The following is a 17,478-nucleotide window of genomic DNA, read 5'->3' as shown; positions in this document are numbered from 1 at the left end:
AGTACTAAGAAAAAGCCGCCCCTGCATCTTCTGCAAGTGCGGCTTTTTTGTTATTCGGTCGGCTTTTTCAAAATAGCTAAAAACATGGCCGCTGGCTGATTCATGAACAAATGATCCGCTTCATGAAAAACGGTAAAGGAAGTGTCGGTAAACCCAATCGCCTCTGTCAGTTGAGTCAATGCAGCAGGGTCAAACCCATTATGAACCAGCGGGTGAGACACGGCGGGATTTTTGAGGAAATCCACTAGGTAAAGGGTTCCTCCTGGCTGCAGCAAGGCGTATAGTTTTTCCATCATAGCGGCTGTGTCAGGAATATGCAGCAAGACGAGGGATAGCAGCACAGCGTCTGCTTTTGCTTGTAAGGATTCTTGCAGCAGATCGTGGACAGTTGCAGAAGCATTGGCCAGCTGCAGTTGGTTGATTTTTTTTTCAGAAACCTCGATCATGCCAGGGGCAGTATCCCAGATGGCTAAGTGCTGGACATAAGCTGCTAAGGGCAGACTTACTAGGCCGGTACCGCCGCCGATATCGATCAGAGTTTGGTGCTGGTTGTCTTTAAAATAAGGTTCAAGGGTTTGGGTGACTAATTGTGCTAACGCGATCCGTTCAGGGGTATCGTATTTTGCTGCCATGGCGTTGAAAATTTCAGACATAAGTGCCTCCTTTGATAATGACAAAAAACTGTTCGTTTCGTCAAAACTAGTTTATCATGAAAGGAGAAAAAACACGTCAGTAGATACGTGGAAATTTCTGTTGTTTTTCATTTTAAAGGATGAAAAATAAACGAGAAGCAGGAGGCAAACACATGAAAATTGGTATTATTGGTGCAATGGGGGAAGAAATCAAGGCGTTGCGGGAACAGTTGATTTCACCGCTTTCTTGGGAACGCGGCGGCGCACTATTTATTTCAGGAAGTATCGGCAATCATGAAGTGATCGTCGTTCGTTCAGGTATTGGTAAAGTTCTGGCATCGATCACCACTAGTTTACTGATCCAACAATACGGGGTCAATATGGTGATCAATACTGGATCAGCTGGTGGGATCGGTGCCGGTTTACAAGTAGGGGATTTAGTGATCTCAGATAAAGTGGCCTATTTTGATGTCGATGTGACGGGCTTTGGTTATGAATATGGCCAGTTGCCTGGTGGGATGCCTTTGTATTATGAAGCCAGCCGCTATTTGATCAGTGAGATGACAAAAGCCGCAGAAGCGACCCATCATACCGTGAAAAAGGGACTGATCGTTACTGGTGACAGCTTCATTCATGACCCGCAAAAAGTACAGGAGATTTTAGGACATTTTCCAGATGCCTTGGCTTGTGAGATGGAAGGAGCCGCGATCGCACAGACTGCGCAGCAATTCAATATTCCTTTCTTAATCGTGCGCGCGATTAGCGACACCGCCGACCACGCAGCAACCGTCTCTTTTGATGAGTTTATCTTAGAAGCTGGCAAGCGTTCCGCTGAAATGGTCTTGGCATTCGTTGAAACATTAAAGTAACTTAAAAAACAGGAGAGCCGATCCGTAAGAGGAGGAAGGAAGCATGAGAGCATTACTATCCATTGATTATACGTTTGATTTTGTTGCAGATGAGGGACGATTGACGACGGGTGCTGCTGGGCAAGCGATTGAAGCTGCCTTAGTGGCTCGGACGCAAGCCTTTATCGAAGCCGGTGAGTATGTCGTTTTTGCCATTGATCGTCATGAGGAAACAGACAACTATCATCCTGAAAACCGCTTGTTCCCACCCCACAATCTTGCGGGCAGTGCGGGGCGACATCTTTATGGTTGTTTAGCCCCGCTTTATGAAAACTATCAGGATGCGCCAAATGTCTATTGGATCGACAAGCGCCATTACTCAGCGTTTAGTGGTACCGACTTGGACATCCGACTCCGGGAAAGAGGGATTACGGAATTGTACCTGACCGGTGTTTGTACCGACATCTGCGTCTTGCATACAGCAGTGGATGCCTATAATTTAGGCTACCAACTGGTGATCGATGCAGATACCGTTGCTAGCTTTGACGCGGTCGGACATGAATGGGCACTACGCCATTTTGAAAATACCCTTGGTGCGAAAATCATTTCTGCGAAGGAGGAAGCATAAATGGGATGGATGGATCAATTAAAAGCAAATTTCAGTTTCAGTGAACTGACTAGCCTTTATCAAGCGTATCAAAAAGGGGATCTTGATGTGAAGGCGTTGTTGAACAATGACTTCTTACAAAAGTATACGGATTTTCAGAACTTGGATGAGTTTATGGCTAAATTAGGCATCCAGAATGAAAACCAAATCTTCGACTTTCTAAAAGACCGCCCCAATCGGCAAAAAGCCGATCAAGTCGTCAATGAGCATTCCCAATTTGATTCTGTGATCAGTATGATGAAAAAAGCTTTACAGAAATAAACAACGATAGAAGAAGGAGCCTTCGAAAATCAACTGATTTCCGAAGGTTCCTTCTTCATATAGTAAGTGGTGGGGATAGGTAACAAATTGATTTTTATTTGCTACCACATACCCCAGTTATTAAGCTGTCTAAAGTTTAGACGGCTGTTTCGTGTACCTGCTAAAGTATTGATGGCAGCAAGATCAATAATAGATACGTACATTGTCGCCATAGCGGTAACATACATGGTAGCGATTCCCGCTATCCCAATTGGATTTGCACCCATAAGTAGAAGAAAGACAGAGTCTAAAACGGTGTCATACATCCCTTTTAAAGCTTTTTTCGAAGCTTGGTCGATGGTTTCTTGTGTATCGATTATTTTGGAAATTTCTTCCATGAATTTTTCTGGGGAGTTTATGGATTCTAATGAAGGTTTTTCTTCAGTGAAATATTTATGAATAGCATCAATGAAAGAGGCTCCATGTTCTAAGGTCTTGTAACCCGCAATGGATTTTTTTACATTAGAGACATGATTTTTAAGGTTATAGATATCTAGATTTGAAAAATAATCTTTAAGACTAATTACCGTATCATAAGATGATAACGCGAAATTCAAGTACTTGGTTCCCGTAGTGGTTCTAAGGAAGGCATTGTAAGCATTGGTGTCATTGAAGGTGTAATACTCAGGGTAGTAACGAAGGGGAAGTCTGTCACCCACCAGCCCAGCATTGCGATCATAATCATGCACATCAAAATAATAAAGCATAAATGTGTGCATAAGTTGATCATTGGTGGGATTGTTCCCGTAAATTCTAGTGGCAAATTGTTTGACTTTAGGAAACTCAAAAGGAACGACCGGCGTAACAGCTGGTAGACTTCTTTCTGAACGCTCCTCTGCTGGCAATAGTGACTGGTACTGTAAATTTTCAAAATCGATACTCGTATTAGCAAAGATTTCCAAAGATAAACCGATTTCTACTAGCTCTTCTTCAAGGGCGACCAATAGATTCGCTTTTTCGTAATGGTCATCAGGAACATCTGCAAAATTGCCACTCTCACTGACAGCATATGCCGTGATTGGTGAGAAAAAACCACTCAGTAAAACGACAAGTAACAATATAACTGAATATTTTTGCTTCATTTCAATTCCTCCTCATAATTAAAGTTTGACAACACGTGTTATACAAGTTAAATTTATCATATAAAAACACAAAAATGAATTATTTTATCTAAATTTGATTAATTTGTTTAAAAAATGTAGGATTAGTTATTTCGTCTTAATTTTTGGAGGTATCCCTAAGCAGATAACCTTGATTGCTAAAAGAGGAGGGAAGTGAAAAAATTCAAGATATTCGACGATGATACAACTAAAGGAAAATTGTATGCTTTGATTGATTATCTAGTGATCACCTCAGCCCTTTGTTTTAGTGCATATCATTCTTTTCCGCTTACGATTCCTAAGTATTTACATATTCCGGGGACGAACGAGTATATGGTAGGTGGCTTATTTAGCGTATTAATGTCCTACTCTCTTTATAAGACCTATTTGTTGAATGCGCATAAAAACATTCCTAAAGAAAAAAAACATAGTATAGAAATCAGTTTTTTTCTCGGCTTACTCGTCTCTTTTATTTTGCTTTTATTCAGATCAGAAAGCTTAATTAATCATTTGCTTTTTCGAAACCAATTACCTTTGAAACAGATTATGTATCACTTCGATCGATTGTATTTTCTCAATCTACTTATGTTACTGTTCGCTTTGATACGGTGTTTATTCGCTTTTGATTACTATCAAGCCTTTTATTACAAAAAAAGAAAATGCTACATGGGCTATATTTATGTATACAGCTTTTTATTTCTAGTAGGAGGTGCACTCTTCTATATGTGGATCATGTCCATAAACTTTTTATTTCGCAAATAGTGTCTTCGGAGTTTACGTCCATACCTCAGTGCCATAGGAAAAGTTTTTTCAAAAATATACTCAGTTATGAATAGAATAGGGGGCTTTGTATTGGGGAAAACGGATCAAGTGACGTTATACAAGCGAAAAGGAAAAATCTATTCCATCATTGATCATATAATTATGGGGGCTGCAATATTACTTGAAACATATCATAGCTCCCCAATTAGACCTATAATTCGTGGGAGATCAGATATTCGTGGGATTGGGTTGTCGGCTGTGAGCGCAATGGTGTTTTTGCTAGCTTGGGAGACAACTTTAAGTTTGAACCGCCATGAGCTTGTTCCTGAATACAAAAAGCATATCGCTGGAATTGAGCACGTTTTCTTCTTCTTGGTTGGTTTTTTTATCTTGATTTTCACTGCCGATCCCTTGATTGGTTTACTATCGCGAACGATACCGGTAGAGAAAATCACCTATCATCTGGAACGGCTCTACTTTCTTCATTTTTTTATGATGTTCTATGTTTTGTTGCGGTGTGTATTGGCATTCGATTATTATCAAGCCTTTTATTATGAAGATAAAAAATGCAGGATGTATTATGTCTTGCTTTGTTTTTTCGTGGGCGTAGGTGTCATTCGTATTCTTCGTGCCGCTCTTACTTAATTTGTCTCATTTATTCATCCTTTCTAAAAGAATCCATTAGCAAAAGACAAGCTTTAGGTGATTAAAAGATTGTCTTTCAATCGAATAAGTTTGTTACTGGATTACTCCATTTAAATTGTGAGGAGGTTTTTAATGTATTGAAAAAAAGATATCAAACCCTTGATAGTTATCAGCGAAAAGGGAAGATCTATTCCATCATTGATTATGTAATCTTTGGGAGCGCAATAATTTTTGAGAAATATCATAGATCCCCACTCAGGCCTTATAGACCCCCAATCAGACCTATTGGAACTCTTGGAACTTCAGATATTCGAGAGATTGGGTTAACGGCTGTGAGTGCAATGATTATGATACTAGCCTGGAATACAACTTCAAGTTTAAACCGTCATGAGCTTGTTCCTGAACACAAAAAGCATCTCGCTGGAATTGTGCACTTTTTCTTCTTCTTGGCTGGTTTTTTTATCTTGATTTTCACTGCCGATCCCTTGATTGGTTTACTGTCTCGAACGATACCCTTAGAGAAAATCACTTACCATCTGGAACGGCTCTACTTTCTTCATTTTTTTATGATGTTCTATGTTTTACTGCGGTGTGTATTGGCATTCGACTATTATAAAGCCTTTTATTATGAAGATAGAAAATGCAGGATGTACTATGTCTTGCTTTGTTTTTTCGTAGGCATAGGTATCATTCATATTCTCCTGGGGGTTCTTTCGTTAGTTGTCTCGTTCATCTATCACTTCTAAAAAATCCATAGCAAAAAGACAAACCCTAGCTATCTATGGTTTGTCTTTTTCTTGCGCTTTTGTTTACCAGATCTGCACACGATCTTCTGGTGCACGATACATAGGGTCACCAGGTTTGATATCAAAGGTTGTATAAAATTCATCGATATTTTGGACTTGGATATTGGCCCGTAGTTTAGCTGGTCCGTGGACATCGATCGCCAGTAAGAGCTGTTGGTATTGTTCTTTGGCTTTTGTACGCCAAATCTTCGCCCAATTGGTGAAGAAGTCTGTTAAAGAAACATCGCTTTCTTTTTGCGCTGCTTCTAGCGCACAGCTTAGTCCGCCTGCATCGGCGATGTTTTCAGAAACAGTCAATGTTCCGTTGACGGTACCGCCGGCAAAGGGCAGGCCATCAAACTCGTCGATCATCGCTTGAGCTAAGCGTTCAAAGTGTGCCAAATCTTCTTCTGTCCACCAATTGTTTAAATTACCATATTCATCAAATTTTGCCCCGTTGTTGTCAAAGGCGTGGGAAATCTCATGAGCAATGACCGCGCCGATCCCCCCATAATTTGCGCTGGTGGATTGCTCCAAACTATAAAAGGGCGCTTGTAAGATTGCTGCTGGGAAAACGATCACGTTCTTAAATGGGTGATAGTAGGCATTCACGGTAGCGGCGGACATTTCCCATTCCTCGCGATCCACGGGCTGCTGCCATTTTTTGAAGGTATCTTCTCGGAACAAACGATTGAAATGAAGGGCATTTGCCAACAGACTTTTCTCTTCATCGGTATGCAATTGATCATAAATAGCAGGAACTTGATCAGGGTACCCGACATGGATGCCTAAACGATTCAATTTGATAATCGCTTTTTGGCGGGTTTCTTCACTTAACCACGTGTTGTTGCGCAAACGATCTTGGTAGACAGCAATCATTGTTTCCACCATGTGTTTGACGTCTTTTTTCGCCATTTCCCCAAAGTACTTGCGTCCATAATAATCACCGATCACTTGACTAAAATGACCCATCGTTAAGTAATAAGCCGCTTTTTGTTGGGGAGCCGCTTCATCGATCCCTGATAAGTAGCGACTGTAGGTTCCGCCTAACTGACGCAATTCTTCACTCAGATAGCTAGTATAGCGCAAGCTTTGGTTGACGATCATCCAGCCTTTCAAGAGTTCAAAATGGCTATCAGAAACAATAATGTCAAAGGCTTCAAAGTAAGCGGGTTCCGTTACGATCAGCTCTTCTGGTGTACCTGGTAAAAGGGCTGTCAAGAGTTGTGTAAAATCGATCTTGCTAGCTTGCTTTGCAAATTCCTCCAAGGAGCGAGGATTGTAGTTTTTACTATAATCCGCACTTTCTTCCGCACTGCGGACATGAGGGGCGATCAATTTATCAAATGCGATCGCTTGCTCTACCATCGATTCCGCTTCTGCTTGGTCTTTTCCATAAGCAACTAAAACGTTGACGGCCATCTCAAAGTAGACTTGCAGCATTTCGCCTGCTTGGGGATTTTCTGTGTAATAGGTTTTATCCGGCAAAATAGTAGCAGGCGGATAGACCGACAAAGTATTCATTTGCGCATTTTTCATGTCTGCATCGACATCCAGTTGGAAAGGCAAGGCAATGCCATCTAAAACGAAACTTGCCAGTTGCTGATTCAATTCCTCATAAGAACGCAACGCTTCGATTTTTGCTAATAGTGCATTTGCTTCAGTAGCGCCAGCTGCCTCTCGTTGGGCAAAATCGCTGGCTAAGCGGTAAAAAGCCACAGCATCCTTCATGCGGCCTTTTGGCGTAGCATGGGGATCGTGTGCCATATTTTCAAATTCTGCGATCATTAAGGAATCGATTCCGTCAACGAGATCTTGGAATCCACCCGTAGCGGGTTTATCTGCTGGAATAACAGCGGTCTCCAGCCACTCACCATTTACATAGTCATAAAAATCATCTTTTAACAAGGTTGTCATGTCTTTCGCTCCTCTCGCTTTCTACTATTATGAAACAAAATCTGTAAGGACGCAAAGAAAAGTTTTCTAGACGAAAAAGGGTTTTGATCCAAGTAGGAGGAGAATCTAAGGTATAATAAGAAAAAAGGCAGGTGAACGAGATGGAACAAGTAGAGTGGAAAGGGATCGCCGAAGAGCGGTTTCGTCCGTATAAGCAGTGGGTCACTCCTTCAGGGTATTTATGCGGCACCTATGCGGCAGCCGTCTTTTTGGCCTACTATCAAGATTACATCGATGAAACGATCATCCCGAAAGCGTTTCGTCGAAAAAAACAGCGGGATCTGACAGTAGTGACGGAAATGCTGCGTGTGCTGATTCAGCCTCATGGGTTGCCGACGATCGCTTGGCAAGTCAGTCATGGTTTGACTCGGTTTTTCGATCAATTCCAATTGCCTTACCGCGGACGTGCGACCGTTGTTGGCGGTTGGCATCGAGCGTGCAAACGAATCGACGAAGGCAAACCGGTGATCATCGGTATTTTGAAGCCTTTAGGCAGCACATATGGCAATCATTGGGTCGTGGCTTACGCCTACGCCGAAACCGCCAGCGGAGAACGCTATTTTAAAGTTCATGACAACTGGGGCAACTACAAAAAAGTAATTCCCGCCAGTTGGGTAAACGGTACCGTCACACTTCCTTGAACGAGACGGTTAAAAAAACAGTCACTTTGTGCTAGAATAGAAGAAAACAACCACATTCATTGGAGGCAATCATGGGCGAAAGTTATAAAGATAGTTCGTTGAAAATTTTTAGTTTAAATGGAAATTTACCATTAGCAGAAAACATTGCGAAAGTTTTCGGTACAGAACTAGGGAAGTCAAAAGTGACACAGTTTAGTGATGGAGAGATTGCCATCAATATTGAAGAAAGTGTGCGGGGCGACCATATTTATATCATTCAATCGACGAATGAACCCGTCAATGATCATTATTTAGAGTTGCTGATCATGATCGATGCGATGAAACGGGCTAGTGCGAAGACCATCAATGTCGTTTTGCCTTATTACGCATATGCGCGGCAAGACCGAACCGCCAACCCTCATGAGCCGATTACTGCAAAATTGATTGCCAATATGCTGGTGGAAGCAGGGGCTTCTCGGATCTTGACGCTTGATCTGCATGCCGTCCAAGTTCAAGGATTTTTCGACATCCCAGTGGATAATCTCTTTACGATCCCATTGTTTGCCCATTATTATCGCGAACAAAAAATGACTGGTGACGACTATGTCGTTGTTTCACCAAAAAACAGCGGTGTCCAACGGACCCGTAGTTTGGCAGAATACTTAGATACAGCGATCGCGATCGTCGATCAAGATGAAGCCGATGGCGGCTATGTGATTGGTGATGTCGTTGGGAAAAAATGTATTTTAGTTGATGACATTTTAAATACCGGCCATACATTGGCAAAAGCGGCAGACTTGTTGAAGGAAGCTGGTGCCAGCGAAGTGTATGCTTGTGTGTCTCACGCCTTACTTTCGCCGCCAGCTAAAGAAATTTTGGATCAATCAGCGATTGAAAGGATTTGTGTCACCGATTCTTGTTGGACCAGCGAAGAACGCCATCCAGAAAAACTGCACTACATTTCTTGTGCTGAATTGATGGGGGAAGCCGTTCGCCGCATTCACGAAAATACACCAATGAGTCCATTGTTCCGCCTGGAAAGCAAAGAGTATAAATAAAAATATGAAAAGCACCCGCTATCCCTAGGGACAGCGGGTGCTTTTGCGTGTGGGGGAAGTGGACCAGACACAGCGGATCAGTTCAACTGGTTGCGGTTCAAGACTGTTTCTCGTTTGATCAGCTTATGTGGTACGACCAGCTGTACGCCGTTTGAATCTTCATGATTCAATTGCGCCATCAGCCGTTCGGTAGCGATTTTTCCTAAGGACAACACGTTGATATCGATACTAGTCAAATACGGATGTGTCAAAGTAGCAAAGATCGAATTGTTGAAACTGATGATGGATAAATCGTCGGGGACTTTGTAGCCATACATCGTCGCTAATTGAATGATCCGCACAGCGAACAGATCATCGATCACGACGATGGCCGTTGCTTGGGATTCTTTGATCGTTTCTTCGAACGTGACGTAATCTTCCGCTTTTTCAAAGGTCAATGCTGGATAAAAGGGGAGATTTGCCAGCATCATGGCTTTTTGGTAGCCGAAAAAACGTTCGAAATACAGATTTTCATGGGTCGTATTAGTAGCAAATAAAATCTTCGTATGCCCTTGGGCGATCAGATGCTCGGTTGCTTGCTTGCCTAACAACTGGTTGTCATTATCGACAAAAACGATTTTGTCTTCATTGCTGTATGGTTGACCAATCAAGGTAAAGGGGACTTCTTTTTCGACCAGATAATCGATGATGGGGTCTTTTTCATCGGAATAGACCAAGATAAAGCCATCTACTTGTTTTTGCAGGTGCATCCGTTCCACGTTTTTTAGTAATGTAGCAAAGTCACGGGCGGAGGCAACGGCAACCGTCATTTGATGATGGCGGGCCTCTTCATTGATGGCTTCGATCGTTTCTAAATAAAAGGGGTTTCCTAGTCGTTCTTTCGAATCAAGAGGCGGCAAGATCACGCCGATGGCACTGGATATCTGTTTGCCGAGATTTCGAGCTGCAAGATTGGGGACATAGCCCATTTCTGCCATTACTTTGCGCACTTTCTTCTTGGTATCTTCAGAAATGCTGGGATGATCGTTTACGACACGAGAAACCGTGGATGTAGCGACGCCAGCCTTTTTGGCGACATCTTTGACCGTAATGCTCACTGATTTCCCTCCTTTTTTAGCTTATAGTATCACAAAGTGTCGGCACAAGGGTAGAGCCAATCAAAAGAAAGAAGAAATGCAGACATTTCTTCTTTCAGAAGGCTTGTTTAGTTGATCGCTGTACTGATTTCGTCTTCTAAAACATAGTCTTTGCCATAAACCTTGATTGGCAATGCCTCACCGCTGATTTTTTTCAAAGTCACCGTTGACTCATTGACGGAAACAAAGAGCAGACGTCCACGATAGTTGATGTGGAAGGCATAGCGGCTCCACGTTTTAGGTAAGAATGGCGCAAACCCTAAGTGGTCGTGATCGGTTTTCATTTGAGCAAAGCCTTGAACGATCGCTAACCAGCTGCCGGTCATAGAAGTGATGTGCAAGCCATCATCGGTATCATTGTTGTAATTGTCCAAATCAAGACGAGCAGTCCGCTCATACATTTCCAACGCTTTTTCTTCCATGCCTAATTCCGCTGCCAAAATCGCATGAATACTTGGGGAAAGGGAAGATTCATGCACTGTCATCGGCTCATAGAAATCAAAGTTCCGTTGTTTTTCTTCTTTGCTGAATTGATCACCGAAGAAGTAGATCCCTTGCAAAACATCGGCTTGCTTGATAAAGCAAGAGCGCAAGATATGATCCCACGACCAATTTTGGTTCAATGGTAAATGTTTTGGATCAAGATCGGAAACGGGCATCAAGTCTTTGTCTAAGAAGGTATCATGCTGGACGAAGACTCCAAGCTCTTGGTCTTCTGGGAAGTACATATTGTCGATGATGTCTTGCCATTTGGCTTGCTCTTCGTCAGAGATCGTGACAGCCGCTTCGTCTTTGAAGGCTTCATAGCTGGCTAAGGTATAAGCTAAGACCCAAGTAGCCATTTTATTGGTGTACCAGTTGTTATTGATATTGTTTTCGTATTCGTTTGGTCCAGTGACGCCATGGATCATGTATTTTTGCTGACGTTTTGAATAGTGGACACGATCTGCCCAGAAACGTGAAATCGCGCTTAACACTTCTAATCCTTCTTTTTTCAGGTAACTTGTATCGCCAGTATAATTCGTATAGTTGTAAATGGCATAAGCGATGGCACCGTTTCGGTGGATTTCTTCGAAAGTGATCTCCCACTCATTGTGGCATTCGATCCCAGTGAAGGTCACCATTGGGTAAAGGGCACCTGCTAAGCCTTGTTTTTGCGCATTGATATGGGCTTGCGGCAATTGGTTGTGACGGTATTTCAACAAGTTGCGGGTCACTTCTGGTTTTGCTAATGCCAAATACAATGGAACTGCATAGGCTTCGGTATCCCAGTAAGTCGCACCGCCATATTTTTCACCAGTAAAGCCTTTCGGTCCAATGTTCAAGCGCTCGTCTTCGCCATAATAGGTTGAAAACAATTGGAACAGGTTGAAACGAATCCCCTGTTGCGCCGCAGCATCGCCTTCAATGATCACATCGGCTAAATCCCAGCGGGCTTTCCAAGCAGCGACTTGTTCTGCACGCAACGCATCATAATCTGCTTTGTATAAAGTGCCTAATTCGGTGACTTTTGCTGGATGATCATGAGCGGGAACATCACGACTCGTAATGATCAAGACTTCTTTGATCAATGAGAAGGTGTCACCGGCTGCCCCAGAAAAGGCAAAGGTATCAGCGACGCAAAGTTCGCTTTTCACGGAATCAGTCGGTATTTGGCTATGACGCATAGCAGAAGTGACAGTGAAGCGTTCAATGTCAAAATTATTTTCTACAGTCCGAGTGGTCAAGTAATGGAAGGTTTCGGTTTGGCCATGAGCCAATTCTTCCCAGAAACGTTCGTCGTAGTTGCTGTCTTCGTTATGGACGTTGTTATCTAGTTTAGAAACGACTTTAATCTCAGCGTCGCCTTCAATGATCTCAGCATCCATCTTAATGAGGGCAAGTTCACGTTTTACGATGCTCAAGAAGCGTTCAAAAGAGAATTTAACCGTTGCACCTGCCAAAGTGACAGTAAAGTTGCGGCGTAAAATCCCGGTTTCCATGTCTAGTTCTAAACGGAAATCACTTGGGCTGATTTTTGCTAAGTCGACTAATTGGTCATTGACAAATAGGTCCATTGCAATAAAGTTGACCGCATTGATCACTTTGCCAAAATAGTCAGGATAGCCGTTTTTCCACCAGCCAACACGTGTTTTGTCTGGGTACCAGACACCTGCGATATAGGTACCTAAGTGATGATCGCCGCTGTATTGTTCTTCAAAGTTGCCGCGCATTCCCATGTAGCCATTCCCGATGCTTGTTAGCGACTCTTGCAGTCGACGATTTTCTTTATCTAAGGTAGATGTCGCGATTTTCCATGGATCGATCTCGAACAATCGTTGGATTTTTTTCATGAAAGTCCCTCCAGAATCTTTTTGATATCTCTATCATAAGCGCAAACGATTGCATCGTAAAGTGAAAGTTGTTGCGTTTAAAGAATTTCCTATTAGGAAACATCGAGAAAGAGAGATTCAGTTATATAAAGGTGAAAAAGCGAATAGAATCCCTTTTGATATTTCTGGGTTTACAAAATCTTTTTTCTCCGTTAGAATGAAATTATTAAGAAACCGATTGCGTAAATCGATTCAGGGAAGGAAGAAGGAAGATGAAAAAATTATTGAGCTTCGAATTTTGGCAAAAATTCGGAAAAGCGCTAATGGTGGTTGTCGCTGTTATGCCAGCCGCTGGTTTGATGATCAGTATTGGGAAAACGATCCCAATGATTAATGCCGACTGGGCATTCTTGATCACCACAGGAGGCGTCATTGAAAACATTGGTTGGGCAATTATTGGTAACCTGCATTTATTATTTGCATTAGCTATTGGTGGTAGTTGGGCTAAAGAGCGAGCTGGTGGGGCATTTGCTGCCGGGATCGCCTTTATTTTGATCAACCGGATCACTGGTTCGATCTTTGGCGTGACGAGCGCGATGTTAACCGAAGAAGGCGCCTTTACCCATACGTTGTTTGGGACAAAGATCATGATCGACGGTTTCTTTACTAGTGTATTAGAAGCACCTGCTTTGAACATGGGTGTCTTTGTCGGAATCATCGCCGGTTTTGTGGGGGCAACAGCTTACAACAAATACTATAATTTCCGCAAATTACCGGATGCGCTTTCCTTCTTTAACGGCAAACGCTTCGTCCCTTTCGTGGTGATTGCCCGTTCAGTAGTCGTCGCATTAGTATTATCGATCGTTTGGCCTTACATTCAAGCCGGCATCAACAACTTCGGTTTATGGATCGCGCAATCACAAGAAAGTGCGCCCGTTTTAGCACCGTTCTTGTTTGGAACCTTGGAGCGGCTGCTCTTACCATTCGGGCTGCATCATATGTTGACAATCCCGATCAATTACACCGAATTAGGTGGAACCTACACAATTCTTTCTGGGGCACAAGCCGGCACCCAAGTCTTTGGACAAGACCCATTATGGCTTGCCTGGGCAACAGATCTAGTGAATATGCGCAATGCTGGCGATACGTCACAATATCAATTTTTATTGGAAAACTTTGTTCCTGCCCGTTTTAAAGTTGGACAAATGATTGGTTCATCTGGGATCTTGATGGGCTTGTCTTATGCCATGTACCGCAATGTCGATGCGGACAAACGGCACAAATATACCTCTATGTATTTATCAGCTGCCATCGCTGTCTTCTTGACAGGGGTAACAGAACCGTTGGAGTTCATGTTTATGTTTGCTGCCGTACCGCTTTACATCGTTTATGCAGTCGTACAAGGGGCGGCATTTGCGATGGCGGATATCGTCAACTTACGGGTCCATTCTTTTGGGAATATCGAGTTGTTGACCCGTACCCCAATGGCGATCAATGCCGGCTTAGGACAAGATTTGATCAACTTTGTGTTAGTGACCATCGTCTTTGGTGTCGGGATGTATTTCTTGGCAAACTTCTTGATCAAAAAATTCAACTTTGCAACACCAGGTAGAAACGGCAACTATGAAACAGAAGGGGCCAGCGATGCGCCAGCAACTGCTTCGGCGGATGGCAACTTGAACCCAGATTCGCAAGTCGTGAAAATCATTCATTTATTAGGGGGACGTGAAAATATCGCCGACGTTGATGCATGTATGACCCGTTTACGAGTTTCTGTGAAAAATCGGGAAGCGGTCGGCGATGAAAAAGCGTGGAAAGCCGCAGGGGCTTTAGGCTTGATCGTAAAAGACAACGGTGTGCAAGCAGTCTATGGACCGAAAGCAGATGTCTTAAAATCAGACATTCAAGATATCTTAGATTCTGGTGTCACGATTCCCGAACCGACTGCTAGTCAAGCACCAGCTGAAACCACTACCCATCAAAGCCAAGGCGTGACAGCTGAACTAGCTGCCGTTGCCACTGGAGAAGTGATGCCGATCACCTCTGTCAAAGACCAAGTGTTTGCGGAAAAAATGATGGGTGACGGTTATGGCGTGCGTCCAGAGCAGACGACAGTTGTCGCACCAATCAGCGGGAAAGTCACCAACATCTTCCCAACGAAACATGCGATCGGCTTGCTTTCTGATGAAGGCATCGAAGTATTGGTTCACATGGGCTTAGATACCGTTGACTTAAACGGTGCACCCTTTACGGTAGCTGTCACTGAAGGACAACCAGTGGCGGTCGGTGACAAGTTAGCGGAGATGGATCTCGCTGCAGTAAGTGCTGCTGGCAAAGACACCACCATCGTTGTAGTGTTGACCAACAGCGATCAAATCGATTCCTTTGAATTGACCCAAATCGGCAAGCAACAAGCAGCCGCAGTTGTTGGAATCGTAAAACTATAATAAAATGACAAGCGGGTCGACTCTTTTGTTGACCCGCTCTCTTTTATTTTTAAAAGGAATCGTACAAGCAAACCGAGAGAAGGAGCCTTATTCATGAAGGTATTAACATTGAACACCCATAGCTGGTTAGAAGAAAATCAGCTAGAAAAATGCAAAATGATCGCACAAGAGATTGCAACAGGCGACTATGACATCATCGCCTTGCAAGAAGTCAACCAAACGATCGCTGCTCAAACCATCGTTCCTGATGGGCTTTATTGCCCGACAGATACGCTGGTGGAAATCAAGGAGGACAATTTTGCTTTACGCCTAGTGGAAGAACTGCAACTGTTAGACTGTGACTACTATTGGTCATGGACCTACAGTCACGTAGGCTATGACATTTACCACGAAGGCAATGCCTTATTGTCCAAACAGCCCATCATTGCCAAAGAATATCTTGCTTCACAAGCCACGGATGTCTGGGATCATACCACGCGCAAAAACCTGAGCGGCGTGACTGAAGCCGATGGGCAGATCGTACAAGTCGTTAGCTGTCACTTTTCTTGGTGGCAAGACGGTAAATTTGCCTACGAGTGGCAACAGACAGAAGCATTTTTAGCAGAACGGGCAGATACCTTATTGATTCTAGGAGATTTCAACAACGATGCCGCCAGTTCTGGTCATCAACTCGTCCTTGACAGCTCCTTACAGCTGCAAGACAGCTTTTTAACGGCTGCTGAAACGACCGGGGAAGCCTCTGTCGTTAAAGCCATTGATGGTTGGCAAGACAATCGAGAAGCATTGCGGATCGATTATGTTTTTGCATCTAATGACCTGCAAGCAACGGAATATGAAGTCGTTTTTGACGGAACGCGTACTCCAATCGTCAGCGATCACTTTGGAATCAAAGTGGTTTTTGCTTCAAAAACAGATCCAAACTAACATGAGCGACAGCAAAAAAGCAGCGCCAACCGGCACTGCTTTTCTTTTTGGGGAAGTTAAATCGCTGATCGAACAAGGAGGAAAAAGAATAAACTCAATAAAAGAATGAATGCTAATGCCCCATAGGTAAAACTCTTTTCGCCCCCGGTTGCGTTTTCCTCCTGACTCGAAAGACTTCTTCTTGTAAAAAAGACGAGTCCTGCGCCGATGACATTCGCTGTCAGTAACTGTTGAAAGAAGATCAGGAATAAATACTGACCCAAAAGGCCTTTTTTACTCATGGAAAACCGTTGAATAAAGTACAGGCAAGCCCCTTGCAGCAAAAGGAGACTACTTAACAAGACCCCTAAAGCGGCTAACGGTTGCGAGTTGAGGTACTGGGCAAAGGTCATCCCATGGTTGAAGGCAGTCAAGGAAAGATAAAGATAGTAAGCACCGGCGATCAAAAGCCAATAACTCAGTAAAATCAATGGAAACGCCCATTTTCGTTTAGTCATGGTTGCCCTCCTGTAAAGTGAATAGTCCGTAGGAACGGATCAAATAATCAATCAAGCAGCTCAGTCCGATCAAAGACTGGCTAGGGATTTTCTTGCGACCGATTTGAAAAAAATCGCAATAATAGGTCAGGTGAAACGTTGAATGGCGAGCAAAATAATTATCTCCTGGCGCACTCAATGTCAAAACGGGAATCTGACGAATCGCAAAAGTCGTCAGATTCTCTTTGACGTTTTCTGTTTCGCCGCTCAGTGAGGCGATGATCACACAATCTTCGACAGTGATCATCGGCATGACCATATCAAATTCCGTTTTGTTCGGCAATACGATCACTCGTTTTTCCATAGAAAGCATCATTTTGGAAAACTCCTCCAGTGCTTTCTTTTGGGAAAACCCAGTTGGGTAGCAGTAGATGGTTTTGCTGCGGTCAAACAAGCGGTTGAGGGCAGCTAAGTCTACTGTTTTTACATAGTTTAGGGTGGCGAAAATATCCTCTTGTTGCTTTTCAAAAATCGTTTTTTGCTGCGAAATCGTTGTTGCCTGTTCTTGCCGATGCCGTAGAAAATATTTGAACTCGGAATAGCCAGAAAAACCAAGTTTTTTCGTCAACCGTAAAATAGAAGACTTTGAGACGTGAACCTGCTCGGATAGCTCGACGATCCCCATAGATAGAACGGTATCGCCGTGGGAAAGAATATAGTTCAGAATGCCACGATCAAGTTCACTTAACTCTGCTTGGTGCTGTTGAATCAAATACTGTAATTTCACAAAAACCCCTCCTTATTGATTAA

16 protein-coding genes are annotated in these 17,478 nt (G+C 43.2%); 9 read left to right on the top strand and 7 right to left on the bottom strand.

The features are described from left to right. Positions 1 to 50: 50 nt before the first annotated feature. Positions 51 to 653, bottom strand: a complete 603-nt coding sequence (locus IGJ26_RS14555; RefSeq protein WP_008379308.1) for a class I SAM-dependent methyltransferase — start codon at positions 651 to 653, stop codon at positions 51 to 53. A gap of 152 nt (positions 654 to 805) precedes the next feature. On the opposite strand from IGJ26_RS14555, the gene IGJ26_RS14550 reads away from it, so the two are divergent. Genes IGJ26_RS14550 through IGJ26_RS14540 form a run of 3 tightly spaced genes read left to right on the top strand, consistent with a single transcriptional unit; the run spans position 806 to position 2,408 of the window. Next, positions 806 to 1,501 (top strand): 5'-methylthioadenosine/adenosylhomocysteine nucleosidase, encoded by a 696-nt coding sequence (locus tag IGJ26_RS14550; RefSeq protein ID WP_430599704.1) that lies wholly within the window; start codon positions 806 to 808, stop codon positions 1,499 to 1,501. Positions 1,502 to 1,544: 43 nt separating this feature from the next. Beyond that, positions 1,545 to 2,108, top strand: coding sequence for a cysteine hydrolase family protein (locus IGJ26_RS14545; protein WP_144331041.1), 564 nt, complete (start codon positions 1,545 to 1,547; stop codon positions 2,106 to 2,108). Continuing rightward, a complete protein-coding gene (locus tag IGJ26_RS14540; protein ID WP_005227832.1) occupies positions 2,109 to 2,408 on the top strand; it encodes a hypothetical protein in 300 nt (99 codons plus the stop codon). A 101-nt stretch (positions 2,409 to 2,509) separates the two neighbouring features. Here the strand turns inward: IGJ26_RS14540 and IGJ26_RS14535 are convergent, their stop codons facing one another. Continuing rightward, entirely contained in the window at positions 2,510 to 3,529 is a 1,020-nt protein-coding gene (locus IGJ26_RS14535; RefSeq protein ID WP_087664563.1) for a hypothetical protein, read from the bottom strand. A gap of 870 nt (positions 3,530 to 4,399) precedes the next feature. On the opposite strand from IGJ26_RS14535, the gene IGJ26_RS14530 reads away from it, so the two are divergent. Further along, entirely contained in the window at positions 4,400 to 4,954 is a 555-nt protein-coding gene (locus IGJ26_RS14530; protein WP_008379314.1) for a hypothetical protein, read from the top strand. Positions 4,955 to 5,091: 137 nt separating this feature from the next. Beyond that, the gene (locus tag IGJ26_RS14525; RefSeq protein ID WP_144331040.1) at positions 5,092 to 5,700 is read left to right on the top strand and encodes a hypothetical protein; all 609 of its coding nucleotides are present in this window, start codon (positions 5,092 to 5,094) and stop codon (positions 5,698 to 5,700) included. A gap of 63 nt (positions 5,701 to 5,763) precedes the next feature. On the opposite strand, the gene IGJ26_RS14520 is transcribed toward IGJ26_RS14525, so the two are convergent. Beyond that, on the bottom strand, positions 5,764 to 7,656 hold the full coding sequence (locus tag IGJ26_RS14520) for a M13 family metallopeptidase (protein ID WP_061053352.1): 1,893 nt from the start codon (positions 7,654 to 7,656) through the stop codon (positions 5,764 to 5,766). A gap of 140 nt (positions 7,657 to 7,796) precedes the next feature. Between IGJ26_RS14520 and IGJ26_RS14515 the strand changes: the two genes are divergently transcribed. Further along, positions 7,797 to 8,336, top strand: coding sequence for a C39 family peptidase (locus tag IGJ26_RS14515; RefSeq protein ID WP_005233534.1), 540 nt, complete (start codon positions 7,797 to 7,799; stop codon positions 8,334 to 8,336). 71 nt (positions 8,337 to 8,407) lie between these two features. After that, positions 8,408 to 9,373 carry a ribose-phosphate diphosphokinase gene (locus IGJ26_RS14510; protein WP_005233536.1) on the top strand — a complete coding sequence of 322 codons (966 nt, stop codon included), beginning with the start codon at positions 8,408 to 8,410 and terminating at the stop codon, positions 9,371 to 9,373. Positions 9,374 to 9,450: 77 nt separating this feature from the next. On the opposite strand, the gene IGJ26_RS14505 is transcribed toward IGJ26_RS14510, so the two are convergent. Together IGJ26_RS14505 and IGJ26_RS14500 are read right to left on the bottom strand one after the other, a co-directional pair. Then, complete coding sequence (locus IGJ26_RS14505; protein ID WP_005227844.1) at positions 9,451 to 10,470, bottom strand: LacI family DNA-binding transcriptional regulator; 1,020 nt, start codon at positions 10,468 to 10,470, stop codon at positions 9,451 to 9,453. 107 nt (positions 10,471 to 10,577) lie between these two features. Beyond that, positions 10,578 to 12,842, bottom strand: a complete 2,265-nt coding sequence (locus IGJ26_RS14500; protein WP_194199193.1) for a glycoside hydrolase family 65 protein — start codon at positions 12,840 to 12,842, stop codon at positions 10,578 to 10,580. A 251-nt stretch (positions 12,843 to 13,093) separates the two neighbouring features. On the opposite strand from IGJ26_RS14500, the gene IGJ26_RS14495 reads away from it, so the two are divergent. Both IGJ26_RS14495 and IGJ26_RS14490 read left to right on the top strand, forming a co-directional pair. Then, on the top strand, positions 13,094 to 15,268 hold the full coding sequence (locus IGJ26_RS14495) for a PTS transporter subunit IIBC (RefSeq protein WP_194199194.1): 2,175 nt from the start codon (positions 13,094 to 13,096) through the stop codon (positions 15,266 to 15,268). A 93-nt stretch (positions 15,269 to 15,361) separates the two neighbouring features. Then, complete coding sequence (locus tag IGJ26_RS14490; protein WP_086316619.1) at positions 15,362 to 16,192, top strand: endonuclease/exonuclease/phosphatase family protein; 831 nt, start codon at positions 15,362 to 15,364, stop codon at positions 16,190 to 16,192. A gap of 56 nt (positions 16,193 to 16,248) precedes the next feature. Here the strand turns inward: IGJ26_RS14490 and IGJ26_RS14485 are convergent, their stop codons facing one another. Both IGJ26_RS14485 and IGJ26_RS14480 read right to left on the bottom strand, forming a co-directional pair. Next, on the bottom strand, positions 16,249 to 16,689 hold the full coding sequence (locus IGJ26_RS14485) for a hypothetical protein (protein ID WP_086316618.1): 441 nt from the start codon (positions 16,687 to 16,689) through the stop codon (positions 16,249 to 16,251). Further along, positions 16,682 to 17,455 carry a MurR/RpiR family transcriptional regulator gene (locus IGJ26_RS14480; protein ID WP_430599703.1) on the bottom strand — a complete coding sequence of 258 codons (774 nt, stop codon included), beginning with the start codon at positions 17,453 to 17,455 and terminating at the stop codon, positions 16,682 to 16,684. Before IGJ26_RS14480 ends, IGJ26_RS14485 begins: the two co-directional genes overlap by 8 nt. Between the last annotated feature and the right edge of the window lie 23 nt (positions 17,456 to 17,478).

This window comes from Enterococcus sp. AZ095a (genome assembly GCF_050546735.1).
GTDB lineage: Bacteria > Bacillota > Bacilli > Lactobacillales > Enterococcaceae > Enterococcus_D > Enterococcus_D entomosocium.
This window is presented reverse-complemented; position numbering and strand designations above follow the sequence as displayed.